We start from the raw sequence: 14,116 nt of genomic DNA, 5'->3' as shown, positions 1-14,116 counted from the left end.
TCTTTTCCTTCTTCGTCAATAAGTCTCTACTGTACCGTAATTTGAGCTTTAATTTTTTCTAGCGACTTCTCGCCAATACCTGATACTTGCCCCAAATCCTCTACTGTTTGAAACAAGCCATTTTCCTCTCGATATGAAACGATGGCACTCGCTTTTGAAGGTCCAATGCCATTTAGTGTTTGCAGTTCATCAGTGTTCGCTGTATTGATATTAACAAGGGGCTGATCATTTGAGGTTCCTGAGGAAGAGATTGAAGAAACTGGAGATGAAGGCGGGATTTCTTCTCCAGCAGCTGGGATGTAAACAGCCATTTCATCTTGTAGCTTGCTAGCTAAGTTGAGCTGTCTTAAGTCCGCTTCTTTTGTAGCGCCTCCGGCTTGTGCTAGAGCATCTTTTACCCTTGCATCTTTCGGAAGCTGGTATACACCGGGCTTCTGAACAGCTCCTTTAATATCCACCATAACAAACGGAGAATCTTGGCTCGAAATTACTTGATCAGACGACTCTCCTTCTTTTTTTACAGCAGAAGATTCTGCCTTTATCATATCTGAGGTTTGAAGAGAACTTTCCGGTTTCTCTCCGCCTGTGCGATAGATATAAAAAGCCAAGCCAACTGCTAAGCAAATACACCCAATTAGCCATTGTTTTTTTGAAAAAGTCAAATTGTACACTCCTTTGAATTTTGAAGTAACGTCATAAATTCCATTACGTCTTCATAGTGTTTAGAAGAAAAGGCTTTTGAAGGAGGGAATGAATCAGTGAACATAGGGTTTATCGGAACAGGAAACATGGGGAAAATATTAATTGATGCGTTTATTGAATCAAAAGCCGTACGTCCTTCTAAAATTACTATTATGAATCGCACAAAAAAAAGAGCCAAAGAGATTCAACAGCAGCATAAAAAAATTCATGTTGCTGATACAGCTGAAGAAGTTGTTCACGCATCCAAAGTCATTTTTATTTGTGTTAAGCCATTGGATATTCACCCCCTTTTAATAAAATTAGAACCACTGCTGACGAAAGATCATTGCATTGTATCCATTACCAGTCCAATTAGCGTAGAACAAATCGAACGCCTCATTCCGAGTCAAGCAGCTAGAATTATCCCCAGCATTACGAATCGGGCATTAGCAGGTGTTTCTCTTTTCACGTTTGGAGAAAGGTGTACGCCTTTTTACCAAAATTATTTACATGAATTATTTTCATCTATGTCAAAGCCTGTGGCTATTGATCAAACGATTACGCGCGTATCATCCGATATCGTAAGCTGCGGTCCTGCATTCTTCAGCTTTTTGCTTCAACGCTTTATTGATGCAGCAGTTCAAGAAACAAATATTTCTGAAGAAGAAGCTACCGTCATGGCCAGTGATATGATTATTGGAATGGGAAAACTGTTGGAAAAAGAAATATTTACGCTTCCTACCTTGCAGGATAAAGTATGCGTAAAAGGCGGTGTAACCGGAGAAGGTATTAAAGTTTTAGAAGCTGAACTCGGAGAGATGTTTGTGCACGTATTTCAAAAAACACATGAAAAATTTGACGAAGACATTGAGCTTGTTCACAATCAGTTTGATAGTCTTATTCCATAATTTCTGTAGAAATCCTGCTTTGAAACAAAAAAAGAAGCCTCTACTCGGCTTCTTTTTTTTGCGCAGAGAAAAAGATGCGCTCACTGTTTGAAGTAGGCTCACTCATTTTGAAATCTGCACTTACTGCTATATTTATAAAACCAGCTTCGCTCAGCCATGATTGATAATGGTCAATCGACCAAGTGCGCTGAGCATGCACCTCATCAAAGCGATGATATGCATCCATTTCTTCATTATAAGCAAAAAACGTAATATCATGCTCTACGCGCGTGTCTGTATCGTCATAGGTGCAGTTCCAAATGTATGACACGTCTTCATCTACGTAAGAAAAAGATTGATTTCCAAATACGTCTTTCATCTTGTGCACTGAATGAACATCAAATATAAAGAGCCCACCTGGTTTTAAGTGCTTATATACACGTTGAATGGTTTCTTGAACTTCTTTATCACTTTGCAAATAGTTCAAAGAATCACAAAAGATTACTACACAGTCGAACTCTTTCAATAACTCAAGTTCCGCCATGTTTTGCTGAAAAAGAGATAGCGTTAACCCTGCTTCTGCCGCCTTTTCCTGGGCTACCATAAGCATATCATCAGACAAATCAACGCCTACTACGGAGAAACCTTCTTGTGCAAATCGAACGGAGAGTTCTCCCGTGCCGCAGGCAAGGTCTAATATACTGTCAGGCTTTGTTTTCGCTTTTGCCACCTGCTGATTAAAAAATTCAGCCCAATCGTCATACGGAACGTCTGCCATTAGCTGATCATATACGTAGGCAAATTCTCCATACCTGCTCATAGCTGTAGCTCTTCTGAACTTACAAATGGTGCATCTCCCCATAAGCGTTCTAAGTTATAATATCCGCGCTCATCTTTATGGAAAATGTGAACCACAACATCTCCAAGATCAACAAGAACCCACTTAGCCTGCTCAAATCCTTCTAAACGCTTCACAGAAATGCCTTGTTCGTGTGCTTTTTCTTTAATTTCACGAGCGATTGCCTGCACTTGTTTATCTGAGTTACCGTGACAAATAACAAAATAATCTGCCACAAGTGAGATTCCTTCCATATTTAACGCTACGATATCGATTGCTTTTTTATCGTCTGCTGCTTCTACAACAAGAGATAGCAATTCACGTTCAGTCATGTGTTTGACCTCCTAAGATTAAATCATTATATGTCATCATCGTATCGGGATAAACGGCCTGATGTTTAGTCATTAAAAAAGAAATGGTGTTTTTCAGTGATTGAATAAGTGCTGCATTTAAGTCCGTTTTAGCTAACTCCCGCACTTCATCAACACCTGGAAATCTCCTTCCGGGTTCAATGTAATCAGCAACGTACACAATTTTTTCAAGTAACGTCATGCCAGGTCTTCCAGATGTATGGTAAGCAATCGCATCCAATACTTCCTTATCCGTAATCCCTACTTCATTTCTCACTAAAAACGCGCCTACTGGAGCATGCCATAATTCTGTATTGTATTCCAATAAAGAAGGGCTCATGTTTTGATCAATAATAATTTGCTTCATCTCTTCCTTTGGACGAAACTTGGCGTAGTCATGAAAAATAGCAGCCAATTCTGCTTTTTTTTCGTCTGCTTCAAAACGCTTAGCTAATTCAATTGCTGTTTCCATTACCCCGACAGTATGAATATAACGGCGTTCTGTTAACTGTTTCTTTACGATTTCTAATGCCTCAGTTCGATTCATATAATTGATTCTCCTCGATATATTGTTTAACACCAGCAGGTATAAAATAACGAATGGTTTCTTTCTTTACTACTCGTTCGCGAATAAAGGAAGAGGAGACATCAAACTGCGGAACTTCTACTTCTTTTATCGGGTAAGGGGACGTAATGGTATACCCCGGGCGTTTTACACCTACAAATGTAACCAAATTGACTAATTCATCAATTTCATACCACTTCGGCAAATATTCTACCATATCAGCACCAACGATGAAATAAAACTGATATGTTGGATATTTCTCCGTTAGTATTCTCATCGTATCATATGTATATGAAGGCTCTTTGCGCTCAAATTCGATGGGCTGCAGGGTAAATTGATCATGTTCTTCAATAGCTAGCTTTAGCATGTGTAAACGATGATATGGCTCAATAGGCTCTTTGATTGTTTTATGAGGTGGAATATACGACGGCATGAACCATATCTCATCTAATTTCAAGGCATGCAAAACCTCATTTGCCATCATTAAATGCCCCAAATGAGGCGGATTGAATGTTCCACCTAAAATTCCAATACTCTTCAACAATCCCCGACTCCTTTAATTTACTTCATTTTTAAATAGAGCGGGTTTCCCCGCTCTATTTCATTTCACTTTTGGAAGCATTAACTGCTTATTTTCGCGTGATTCTTTATATAATACAATTGTATTTCCAATCACTTGTACAAGCTCTGCTTTTGCTCCTTTTGTTAATCGAGCAGCAACCGTGTCACGGTCTTCGTCACAGTTTTGCAGAATGCTTACTTTTAATAATTCTCTTGCTTCTAATGCATCAGCAATTTGACCAATCATATTTTCATTGACTCCACCTTTTCCTACTTGGAAAATTGGATTTAAATGATGTGCTTTTGAACGTAAAAAACGTTTTTGTTTACCTGTTAACATAAAAACCTCCGTTGTATCTTATCTCTTAGTTAGTGTTGAAAGAACAATGTGTTCCATTGCCTCTTCGTCAGGACGGACGTTCGTCCACTTTTCAAATGCAAGTGCACCTTGCAGTACAAACATACCGACACCGTTATGAGTGCCTGCCCCTTTTGCTTCAGCCTCTTTTAAAAGCTTTGTTTTTAAAGGGTTGTAAATAATATCGCTGACTACGGCTTCTTTTTGCAATAAAGTAAGTGCTAATGGCAGCTCATCCACGTTAGGGTACATTCCCACTGAAGTGGTATTAATAATAATATCGAATGTATCTAATTGTTTTTCTGCATCAGAAATAGACATCGCCGCTGTTTTCGTCGAAAAAGGCAGCTCGTTAGCTAATACAGCTGCTTTTTCGGCGGTACGATTGCATATCGCAATTACCTCAGGAGCATGCTGAGCTGCAATTGTATAAAAAATAGCTTTTGCAGCTCCTCCAGCTCCAATAATTAAAATTCTTTTTTGGGATAAGCTTCCTTCTACTGCTTTGAGCAAAGACGTCACATACCCCTCACCGTCGGTATTGTATCCAATATAACGGCCATCTTGATTAACAACTGTATTTACAGCGCCAATTGCCTTTGCTAATGGATCGACTTCATCCAAATGCTTCATAATATCAACTTTATAAGGAATCGTGACATTAAATCCTTGAATGTTTTTATCTTTTAGCTCTCCAATGGCTGACTCAAAATGAACAGGTTCAATTGGAAAAGCTTCATAATGAGCATCCATATTCAGACGTTTAAAGGCATCATTTTGCATCAATGGCGATAGTGAATGCCCAAGCGGATAACCAACTAGCCCATATAATGTACTCAAGATTTTTTCCCCTTTTTGTTTAAATTAAAGAATCGCGCACAAATACGCCGACTCCTTTTGGTGCATGCGCCACAACTTTTGAACCTGACTCATTAACCGTCACCCAGCCCAGCCCTGAAAAAACAATATCCGTTTTTTCATTTTTTATTGTAAATTCATGTGCAACCAGTTCAGGAAACTCATCCATTTGCTCTGGGCGCGGCGGCTGAAGCAGTTCACCTGCTTGCTTTTCATACAACTCATCTGCTTTTTCAAGCTTCGTACGATGGATATGCAAATCGTTCGATACATAACATGTTAATGACTTGCGGCCCCCCTGTACATAATCTAAGCGCGCCAGTCCTCCGAAGTATAACGTTTGCCCTTCATTTAGCTGATAAACCTTCGGCTTTATTTCTTTTTTAGGAGAAATCAGCTTTAAGTCTCGTTTATCTACATAGTGAGCCATTTGATGGTGATTAATAATACCAGGCGTATCATATAGAGATGCGCCGTTATCAAGCGGGATATCAATCATATCCAGCGTTGTGCCCGGATATTGAGATGTAGTAATAATATCTTTTTCTCCCGTTACTTCTTTAATAATGGCATTAATAAATGTTGATTTACCAACGTTTGTACATCCCACAACATATACATCTTTACCTTCGCGATAATGTTCAATGGCTTCGGCAATTTCTCGAATTCCTTGTCCTTTTTGCGCACTCATGAGGAACACATCCACTGATTTTAGCCCAAGCTCTTTCGCTTCTCGCTTCATCCAATGAATTAGTTTATTTTTCTTTATAGACTTTGGCAGTAAATCTGCCTTATTTCCCACTAAAAGGACCTTGTTATTTCCAACAAATCGATGCAAACCAGGTAACCAGCTGCCGTTAAAGTCAAAGATATCTACAACTTTTACAACTAAACCGTCCGTTTGACCAATTCCATTTAAGATTTTTAAAAAATCATCATCTGTTAAGGAAACATCTTGTACTTCATTATAATGCTTCAAGCGAAAGCATCGCTGGCAAATAATAGCTTCTTTTTCTAGTGCTGATTTTGGAGCATAACCAAGTTCATTTGGTCGTTCTGTTTGAATCTCCACTCCGCATCCTACGCACTGTAATTTTTCTTCACTCACGTTTTAATCCTCCCAGTTAATCATACCTTTTCGTTTCATCCAACCTAGAATTCTTCGTTCCATTTTACGGTTAAATTTCGTTACAAATCCATCTGTTTGCGCAACTGGTACAACCAAAACCGTATATACGCCGAGACGATTTCCTCCTAATACATCCGTTAAAAGCTGGTCACCAATCACTACAACCTCATCTTTTTGCAGCTCCATATCACGAAGAGCTCTTCTAAATGCTTTACGCATCGGTTTGCGTGCTTTATATACAAATGGAAGTCCAACTGGATCTGAAAACAGCTTGACTCGTTTCTCCACATTATTCGATACAATCGTAATTTTAATTCCACTATCTTTCATTAACTGAAACCACTCAATTAATTCCGGAGTGGCATCAGGGCGATCCCATTCCACCAACGTGTTATCTAAGTCGGTAATAATTCCTTTTATTCTGCGCTCTTTCAAATCGTCTGGCTTAATTTGAAACACGTTTTTCACATGTTCATTTGGTAAAAAAAGTTTCAACACGTATCATGCACCTCGAATATATAGTTACATACTAAAATTAACGCCGTCTATCATTATAACGACTTCTTGTTATTTTCCAACCTAAAATTTTATTCTCTTCAAAAACAGGCCTTTTCTTAGTATAAAGGATATGCCTTGTGAATGCTTTAACTTTATACAGAAAGTTATTGACAAAAGGTAGCAAACCTCTATTTGTTCGTAGGCTTACGATATATTCACCCTCTGCAAACTTAAAATAAAAAATAGTGCAGAAAACGTTTATTACTGATCAAATAGGGTAAGTGGTAAACAAATTCTGTTAAAAGTTTTCGACAAAAAATGATAAGCCTAATTATGTGGATAAGTTTATACACATTATCCTCTGTTATAGTTCAGCAATTAATGGTAATTATAAACAACATACCCACATTTTATCCACCGAAAGCTGTGGATAACAGAACGATTGTTCCTTTATTTGATTCATGTTAGATTATAAATAAGGAATTTATTAGCATTTAAATATAACTTTTTAGGATATTTATTTTAGTAGGAGGTGGCGGCAATCTTATGAGAAAATTATCAGATGAGCTGCTTATTGAATCATACAGCAAAGCAACCGAACTGCAATTAAGCCCTGATTTTATAAAATTAATTGAAGAGGAAATTGAAAGAAGATCATTAAAGATTAGCATACAAATTCCTTCTTAACGAATAAAAGAGCCTTCTTAATAAAAGAAAGCTGCATCTTCATTTATCTATCTACTCTTTTATTATATAGGCTCTATTTTTTCAAATGAGCAATTGGTTCTCCATACTTTACATAAGAACCTGAGTGGACGTTAGAATCAAAAGTGATTGAGTTCTTCTCAAATAATAAAATGACAGTCGAACCAAACGTGAAGTAAGCCATTTCTTCCCCTTTTTCGACTACTTCTTTTTTAGAAACCGCTTCAATGCTGTTGATAAACATGGCTCCTACTTTTACCATCAGCATGTGACCATTTTCAAATGTTAACTCCGTGAGCTTCCGGAAATTTTTCACCAGCGGTTCTTTTCCGTACTTGATTCCTAATGAATTTACTGGATAAGACTTTTGTCCAACGGTCCACGTATTCCCCACTTGGGCTTTAAGAGGACTGTGAATACGATGATAGTCTTTCGGACTAAGATAGAGAATAATAAACTGTCCCTCTATATATTTTTCAAGAATGAGATCATTTGAAACCATTTCCTGTATAGAATAAGGTTTGTTTTTTACAATCATTTCTTTTTGAGGCGTAATGACTCCATATGCTTCTATCTTTGCATCTACAGGACTGACAACGCTGTCTTTCTGCTGGTCGACCGGACGGGCAGAAGGATTCAAACGGCGAATAAATAGCTCGTGTAAGTTTTGATAGTGATGCAGAGGCTTGTCCATTTCTTCTTTATTTACTTTAAAAACTTTTGTATAGGAGGGTATAACAAACCGACTCCATTTAGAAAAAGTGAATTTCCGAATGAGCTTCGATGATCCTTGATGATTCGTAAGCTCAATAAACGTTCGATACAGGTGCTGCAACAATAATTTTACCTCCACATACTGAATAGTTCTTTACTAGAATAAGGTTTGCGTCTACAATGAAATTACCATTATTTTTACCTTTAGTTCATTCCATCCTTTAAAGGAGTGAGGAAATTGTTTTTATTAGACTATCTAGATCATACAATTAAAAAGCTGAGATCCCAAGCGGCAAACTCCTTAACGATTGTTAATTTAAGTTTAGGAAGCTTTGCTATTTTATTTGTCATGAAAAATGAATTGAACTTAAGTTTATTACTGATTTTTTTAGCAGCGTTAGCAGACCGATTCGACGGCATGGTAGCCAGAAAGCTGCAAATTGAATCTGAACTTGGAAAACAACTGGACTCCATGTGCGATATTATATCATTTGGCATCGCTCCAGCTCTACTACTTTATCAAAGTATTTTGTCTCACTTTGGTGCTGCAGGTTCAATTGTTACCATCTGTTACATTGCTTGCGGAGCACTTCGTCTTGCTCGCTTTAACATCACAGAAAATACTGGGTATTTTACAGGGCTCCCTATTACCGCAGCAGGTTGTTTATTAACTCTTAGCTACTTGGGCGTCCCTTATTTGCCTTCACACTTTTATATGTTTTTAATTATCGTACTCGCTTGCTTGATGATTAGTACTTTCAAGCTAAAAAAAGTGTAGAGCTCCATTTACTTTTGCAGAGGAATATTATCGTCTTGCTTCTTTTCTTAATTATAGAATAAATCATCTTCTTTAAGAAACAAAGCGAAAATTCCTTAAGAATTCTTAAGAATGAATGGTTCTATTCGGTAGGATATGTCATCTAAAAAAACTCATGCACATGCATGAGTTTTTTTTAACACCAGCAGCTAAAAAACCAATAGAAGCTTCCGAAAATTAATAACAGGACAAACAGAACAATCAACAATCCAAGTCCCCAGCCGAAGCCTCCTCCACATGGGTAAGCTGGATAATTAGGATAACAGCAGCCTCCGTAACCGTACATATTTTCCCTCCTTACACTATGAACTACTACTAGCGTATGTACATACTTTTTCTCTGTATAGGCTGGTAACTATCTATAAAGAAAAATCTGTGGACTTTTTCAAACTCTCTTGTCCCCGGGGGGAATTTTAAACGTACAGGCAAAGACATCCTTCTTTTTACATATAGTGTAATGTTAGTCTCTCACAAGTTGATATCCCCTTATGGAGGTGAAGAGATGTCTGCATTATTTACCGCACTAGGCTATTTCTTTAAAGAATTGGTTTTCCTTGTTTCCTACGTAAAAAACAATGCCTTTCCTCAACCCTTGTCTGCTGCTGAAGAAAAGAGATATTTATCTTTAATGGAACAAGGAGATCAAGAAGCGCGAAACCTTCTTATCGAACACAATCTCCGGCTCGTTGCGCATATTGTTAAAAAGTTTGAAAACACGGGAGAGGATGCGGAAGATTTAATTTCAATTGGGACAATCGGTTTAATTAAAGCAATCGAAAGTTATTCGCAAGGAAAAGGAACAAAATTAGCTACTTATGCCGCACGATGTATTGAAAATGAAATATTGATGCACTTGCGAGCGCTCAAAAAAACAAAAAAAGATGTGTCTCTGCATGATCCAATTGGCCAGGATAAAGAAGGAAATGAAATCAGTTTGATTGATGTATTAAAATCAGAATCAGACGATGTAATTGATATGATTCAACTAAATATGGAATTAGAAAAAATAAAAGAATACATCGATATTCTCGATGATCGGGAAAAGGAAGTAATTGTTGGTCGCTTCGGTTTGGATCTGCAGGATGAAAAAACCCAGCGAGAAATTGCAAAAGAATTAAATATTTCAAGAAGTTATGTTTCGCGAATTGAAAAGCGAGCGCTGATGAAAATGTTTCACGAATTTTACAGAGCCGAAAAAGAGAAAAAAAAGAGCGGAAAGAAGGAGAATTAATCCTTCTTTCCGCTCTTTTTTTAAAATAATTTCCAAATAATAATCCGTAGCAAACACATCATTACTCCCCCTACTAATCATTTAGGTGGAATCTTTCTCCACAAGCAGCCATACAACGATATATCCTTTTTGATTAATCATCATTCATCCACTCCTTTCCACTGTTCAAATTAGAAATGACGGTAAAACTCATACTTGCGGTCTTTTATTTCTTCTTCTAATTGTCTTACATACTGTTCATGCTTAATTTCTGCCTCAGAGTATTGACGAGACTTTATGGTAATAGTTAAAAAGAAAATGTTCAGTGTCATTACAATCACCTCCTTATACACAAAAAAGCCACAGTAATGCATAAGCATCCTGTGGCTGAAAAATAATAAAAACCACAGGGCTACTATTCGCACCTGTGGTGAATTAACGTGTTTTAATGATCAAAGTAAGAAAGTTACTTGATACAGGAACACGGCCGAATAGTATACGTATATAGACGATTTTTGAACATAGTTGAAACTGGATGACCCATAACTGATAAACGTCTTAACATATGACTCGACCTCCTTTTAATAAAGTATTTTCCTTACAATGGTAATTATATCCACGGACTCATAAAAAGTAAACTGTTTTTTTGAAAAATAGGGAATTTTTTTATTTTTTCAACCCTCATAAAAAAAAGACGATGTATGATCGTCTTTTTATATCTATTATTCTTTTTCTTTCATTAGTTCTTTTTTCAGTTTTTTAGTTTGATAACTAAAATAAAAGGCAAGGGCGGCAAAAAGAATAACGATGGCTTCCATTATTCCAAGCTGCATATCACTTTTTTCACCTTGGCCAATCATAACACCAATGTACAAGAATGTACTTACGGCTAGAAGGACGTAAATAAAGCGGCTGTAATCTTCAATTTTTGCTTTGATGCTTTGAGCTTTCATACAATCACCTTCTCAGTAGAATGTTATAACTCTACTCTATCATAGATCTATAGGTCTATAAAAATCCTATTTTTACCACCCTCATTTCAATGCCTCTTCTAAGTCTTCAATTAAATCTTCTACATCTTCAAGGCCTACAGAAATACGAATTAATCCATCTGTAATTCCTAGCTCTTTACGTCGGTCGCTCGGTATAGAAGCATGAGTCATTTTAGAAGGAATGGAAATAAGGCTTTCAATGGCTCCTAAACTTTCTGCTAATGTAAAATACTTCACTTTGCTCAGTACTTGTTCCGCTTTCTCTTCGCTTCCCACATCAAAAGAAACCATTCCTCCAAAACCTCTTGCCTGCTTTTTAGCAATGAGGTGGTTTGGATGGGTTTTTAATCCTGGATAATATACTTTTGTAACAGCAGGATGAGCAAGTAAAAACTCTACTATTTTCCCAGTGTTGAATTCATGTTCTTCCATTCGTATTCCTAATGTTTTAATCCCCCTCATCAAAAGCCAAGAATCTTGGGGCCCTAAAACGCCTCCAGTCGCATTTTGAATAAAATGAAGGTCTTCTGCCAATTTAGACGAATTCACAACGGCTAGCCCTGCTACAACGTCACTGTGGCCGCCTAGATACTTAGTTGCACTGTGCAGAACGATATCCGCACCTTTTTCGATAGGGTTTTGCCAATACGGGGTACTGAATGTGTTATCAACGATGGTAAGTAAATGATGCTGTTTAGCTACTGAAGAAGCCTGCTGCAAGTCAGTAATTTTTAGGAGAGGATTCGTGGGAGTCTCGATATAAATAGCTTTTGTGTTGGGGCGAATTTCTTTCTTAATATTTTCGATGTCGCTTGTATCAATAAAAGTAGCTTCAATGCCAATACGGCTCAGCACTTTTGTAATCACTCGGTACGTTCCTCCGTAAACGTCATCTGTAATTAGCACATGATCTCCGCTGTTAAACAGCATGAATACAGCAGTAGTAGCTGCCATACCAGATCCAAACGCAAACCCAGCATATCCTCCTTCAATTTCTTTGATAAGTTCTTCTAAGGCGTGTCGTGTAGGGTTACCGGTTCTAGAATATTCGTATCCCGTATGTTTCCCAGCTCCCTCTTGTTTATAAGTGCTCACTTGATAAATAGGAACAGAGACAGCACCCGTCTGTTCATCGCCAACAATTCCACCATGAATTAACTGTGTTTTACGTTTCATCTTATCTTCCTCCACTGTAAATATTTTTACTTAAGTACCGTTCGCTGCTATCGGGAAAAATAGTGACAATATGAGCGCCTTTTTCTGCATTTTTTGCTTCGAGCAGGGCTGCTTCGAAGGCTGCTCCTGAAGAGCTCCCTACTAGTAACCCTTCTTTTAAAGCCAGCTCTTTCACTCTTTGAAAAGCATAAACATCTTCAACAGTATGAATAGCATTAAAATAAGACCGCTCCATATAATCAGGGATGAACTCCATTCCAATTCCTTCAGTTAAGTGAGGGCCGGATTTCCCTCCGTTTAAAATCGAACCTTCTGGCTCAACAATGACTGTTTTTAGAGAAGGATTTTTTTCTTTCAAAAATTTTGCTGTACCCATAAATGTTCCACCTGTACCTGCTCCAGCTACAAACACGTCGATTTTTCCATCAAGCTGTTCATATATTTCTGGCCCTAAGGTTTTGTAATAAGTCATAGGATTGGCCGGATTAGCAAACTGCTGAGGACAATAAGAACCAGGTATTTCACGCAGCAGCTCTTGAGCCTTGTTTATAGCACCTTTCATACCAGCTTCAGTAGGTGTTTGAACCACCGTTGCCCCCAAAGCCTTCATAAGCTGCTGTTTTTCAATACTGAATTTTTCTGGAACACATAGTATAACGTTTATTTCGTGCTGAAGAGCAGCTAAAGCCAGCCCAATCCCCGTATTTCCAGCAGTAGGCTCAACCACCGTTCCGCCTCGATTCAGTCTTCCAGAGCTAAGAGCTTCTTTCAGCAGTTCTTTTCCTAAACGATCTTTTACACTTCCTCCTGGATTAACATATTCCAGTTTAGCAAATATCCTGATTTCTCTGGGTAAATCAAATTGTGTAATCTCAATCATAGGTGTGTTTCCAATCAATTCATGAACGTTTTTGGCTACCTTCATAAGCTTGAACACCTCGCTATCGAATAATATAACTTAACCTATAAATAAAGTCGGAATTAAGGTAAAAATATAGTCTACACCCCATGTTATGATAAACGATGCAGAGTGTAGACGAAAACAAACTCTATATTTTACGAACAGCTTATTTTAATTTTGTAATAAAATTCAATACTAATTTCGTTGAATTAACAGCTGCTTTTTCTAAAAATTGCTCAAAAGAAACATTTGATTCTTTGCCGGCGATGTCAGAAAGAGCACGAAGAATAACAAACGGTACGCCAAATTGATAGCATACTTGAGCAACAGCCGCCGCTTCCATTTCAGCTGCATACAGGTCTGGAAACTTAGAGCGAACAAACTCTACGCGCACAGGATCGTTCATGAACGAATCACCTGTAGCAATTAGCCCTTTTACAATTTTCATATCCGTTACTTCAAGAGCGCTTTCTTCAGCAAGACGAACTAGTTTTTCATCTGCTTTAAAAGCTGCAGGCAAGTTTGGTACTTGACCGTATTCATAGTTGAATACCGTTACATCTACATCATGATGACGAACTTCTGTTGAAATAACCGCATCTCCTACGTTTAACTCCGGATGGAAGCCGCCTGCTGATCCTGTATTAATAACGTAATCAGGTTTGAACTTCTCTAGTAAGATGGCTGTAGATAACGCAGCATTTACTTTTCCAATACCTGATTTTAATAATACAACCTCCACACCGCTGATTGTTCCTGTCGAGTATTCACATCCTGCGATTACTGTTTCTTGACGATTTTCAATTTTATCGCGTAAAATCGTCACTTCTTCTTCCATTGCTCCAATGATTGCTACTTTCATTTTAAAACCTCTTT

20 protein-coding genes are annotated in these 14,116 nt (G+C 37.7%); 4 read left to right on the top strand and 16 right to left on the bottom strand.

The window, feature by feature from the left end:
* Positions 1-26: 26 nt before the first annotated feature.
* A complete protein-coding gene (locus AC0KUU_RS01625) occupies positions 27-662 on the bottom strand; it encodes a helix-hairpin-helix domain-containing protein (RefSeq protein WP_043976171.1) in 636 nt (211 codons plus the stop codon).
* Positions 663-758: 96 nt separating this feature from the next.
* Between AC0KUU_RS01625 and comER the strand changes: the two genes are divergently transcribed.
* On the top strand, positions 759-1,589 hold the full coding sequence (comER, locus tag AC0KUU_RS01620; protein ID WP_025750559.1) for a late competence protein ComER: 831 nt from the start codon (positions 759-761) through the stop codon (positions 1,587-1,589).
* Between the two features lie 40 nt (positions 1,590-1,629).
* Here comER and AC0KUU_RS01615 read toward each other — a convergent pair whose 3' ends face one another.
* Genes AC0KUU_RS01615 through AC0KUU_RS01580 form a run of 8 tightly spaced genes read right to left on the bottom strand, consistent with a single transcriptional unit; the run spans position 1,630 to position 6,722 of the window.
* On the bottom strand, positions 1,630-2,388 hold the full coding sequence (locus AC0KUU_RS01615) for a class I SAM-dependent DNA methyltransferase (protein ID WP_322552436.1): 759 nt from the start codon (positions 2,386-2,388) through the stop codon (positions 1,630-1,632).
* Entirely contained in the window at positions 2,385-2,738 is a 354-nt protein-coding gene (gene rsfS / locus AC0KUU_RS01610; RefSeq protein WP_013085071.1) for a ribosome silencing factor, read from the bottom strand. Before rsfS ends, AC0KUU_RS01615 begins: the two co-directional genes overlap by 4 nt.
* Positions 2,731-3,303 carry a bis(5'-nucleosyl)-tetraphosphatase (symmetrical) YqeK gene (gene yqeK / locus AC0KUU_RS01605; protein ID WP_034648849.1) on the bottom strand — a complete coding sequence of 191 codons (573 nt, stop codon included), beginning with the start codon at positions 3,301-3,303 and terminating at the stop codon, positions 2,731-2,733. The genes rsfS and yqeK overlap by 8 nt, the downstream gene beginning before the upstream one ends.
* A complete protein-coding gene (locus tag AC0KUU_RS01600) occupies positions 3,290-3,862 on the bottom strand; it encodes a nicotinate-nucleotide adenylyltransferase (protein ID WP_162214982.1) in 573 nt (190 codons plus the stop codon). The genes yqeK and AC0KUU_RS01600 overlap by 14 nt, the downstream gene beginning before the upstream one ends.
* A gap of 60 nt (positions 3,863-3,922) precedes the next feature.
* The gene (gene yhbY, locus AC0KUU_RS01595; RefSeq protein WP_043976166.1) at positions 3,923-4,222 is read right to left on the bottom strand and encodes a ribosome assembly RNA-binding protein YhbY; all 300 of its coding nucleotides are present in this window, start codon (positions 4,220-4,222) and stop codon (positions 3,923-3,925) included.
* A gap of 18 nt (positions 4,223-4,240) precedes the next feature.
* Complete coding sequence (gene aroE / locus AC0KUU_RS01590) at positions 4,241-5,080, bottom strand: shikimate dehydrogenase (protein ID WP_080781554.1); 840 nt, start codon at positions 5,078-5,080, stop codon at positions 4,241-4,243.
* A 19-nt stretch (positions 5,081-5,099) separates the two neighbouring features.
* Positions 5,100-6,206, bottom strand: a complete 1,107-nt coding sequence (gene yqeH / locus AC0KUU_RS01585; RefSeq protein WP_043976164.1) for a ribosome biogenesis GTPase YqeH — start codon at positions 6,204-6,206, stop codon at positions 5,100-5,102.
* 3 nt (positions 6,207-6,209) lie between these two features.
* A complete protein-coding gene (locus AC0KUU_RS01580) occupies positions 6,210-6,722 on the bottom strand; it encodes a YqeG family HAD IIIA-type phosphatase (protein ID WP_322552479.1) in 513 nt (170 codons plus the stop codon).
* Positions 6,723-7,271: 549 nt separating this feature from the next.
* Here AC0KUU_RS01580 and AC0KUU_RS01575 point away from each other — a divergent pair.
* Positions 7,272-7,412: a sporulation histidine kinase inhibitor Sda gene (locus AC0KUU_RS01575; RefSeq protein WP_013059264.1), complete on the top strand. Its 141-nt coding sequence runs from the start codon at positions 7,272-7,274 to the stop codon at positions 7,410-7,412.
* A 73-nt stretch (positions 7,413-7,485) separates the two neighbouring features.
* On the opposite strand, the gene AC0KUU_RS01570 is transcribed toward AC0KUU_RS01575, so the two are convergent.
* A complete protein-coding gene (locus tag AC0KUU_RS01570; RefSeq protein WP_028410606.1) occupies positions 7,486-8,268 on the bottom strand; it encodes a phosphatidylserine decarboxylase in 783 nt (260 codons plus the stop codon).
* 114 nt (positions 8,269-8,382) lie between these two features.
* Between AC0KUU_RS01570 and pssA the strand changes: the two genes are divergently transcribed.
* Positions 8,383-8,922, top strand: a complete 540-nt coding sequence (pssA, locus tag AC0KUU_RS01565) for a CDP-diacylglycerol--serine O-phosphatidyltransferase (protein WP_013059266.1) — start codon at positions 8,383-8,385, stop codon at positions 8,920-8,922.
* A 175-nt stretch (positions 8,923-9,097) separates the two neighbouring features.
* Here the strand turns inward: pssA and AC0KUU_RS01560 are convergent, their stop codons facing one another.
* A complete protein-coding gene (locus tag AC0KUU_RS01560) occupies positions 9,098-9,247 on the bottom strand; it encodes a hypothetical protein (protein ID WP_014458166.1) in 150 nt (49 codons plus the stop codon).
* A 216-nt stretch (positions 9,248-9,463) separates the two neighbouring features.
* Here AC0KUU_RS01560 and sigK point away from each other — a divergent pair, with 216 nt between their 5' ends.
* On the top strand, positions 9,464-10,192 hold the full coding sequence (gene sigK, locus AC0KUU_RS01555) for an RNA polymerase sporulation sigma factor SigK (RefSeq protein ID WP_013059268.1): 729 nt from the start codon (positions 9,464-9,466) through the stop codon (positions 10,190-10,192).
* Between the two features lie 170 nt (positions 10,193-10,362).
* On the opposite strand, the gene AC0KUU_RS01550 is transcribed toward sigK, so the two are convergent.
* From AC0KUU_RS01550 to mtnN, 5 genes are all read right to left on the bottom strand, one after another.
* Entirely contained in the window at positions 10,363-10,503 is a 141-nt protein-coding gene (locus AC0KUU_RS01550) for a YrzI family small protein (RefSeq protein ID WP_013059269.1), read from the bottom strand.
* Between the two features lie 390 nt (positions 10,504-10,893).
* Positions 10,894-11,124 (bottom strand): YrhC family protein, encoded by a 231-nt coding sequence (locus tag AC0KUU_RS01545; protein WP_043976163.1) that lies wholly within the window; start codon positions 11,122-11,124, stop codon positions 10,894-10,896.
* A gap of 81 nt (positions 11,125-11,205) precedes the next feature.
* Complete coding sequence (locus AC0KUU_RS01540; RefSeq protein ID WP_043976162.1) at positions 11,206-12,339, bottom strand: bifunctional cystathionine gamma-lyase/homocysteine desulfhydrase; 1,134 nt, start codon at positions 12,337-12,339, stop codon at positions 11,206-11,208.
* A gap of 1 nt (position 12,340) precedes the next feature.
* Positions 12,341-13,264, bottom strand: a complete 924-nt coding sequence (locus tag AC0KUU_RS01535; protein ID WP_043976161.1) for a PLP-dependent cysteine synthase family protein — start codon at positions 13,262-13,264, stop codon at positions 12,341-12,343.
* Positions 13,265-13,406: 142 nt separating this feature from the next.
* Complete coding sequence (gene mtnN / locus AC0KUU_RS01530) at positions 13,407-14,102, bottom strand: 5'-methylthioadenosine/S-adenosylhomocysteine nucleosidase (protein ID WP_028411671.1); 696 nt, start codon at positions 14,100-14,102, stop codon at positions 13,407-13,409.
* Positions 14,103-14,116 lie beyond the last annotated feature (14 nt).

It is taken from the genome of Priestia sp. ST2 (assembly GCF_055810735.1).
The sequence above is the reverse complement of the archived record's forward strand: the minus strand, read 5'-3'. Positions and strand labels throughout refer to the sequence as shown.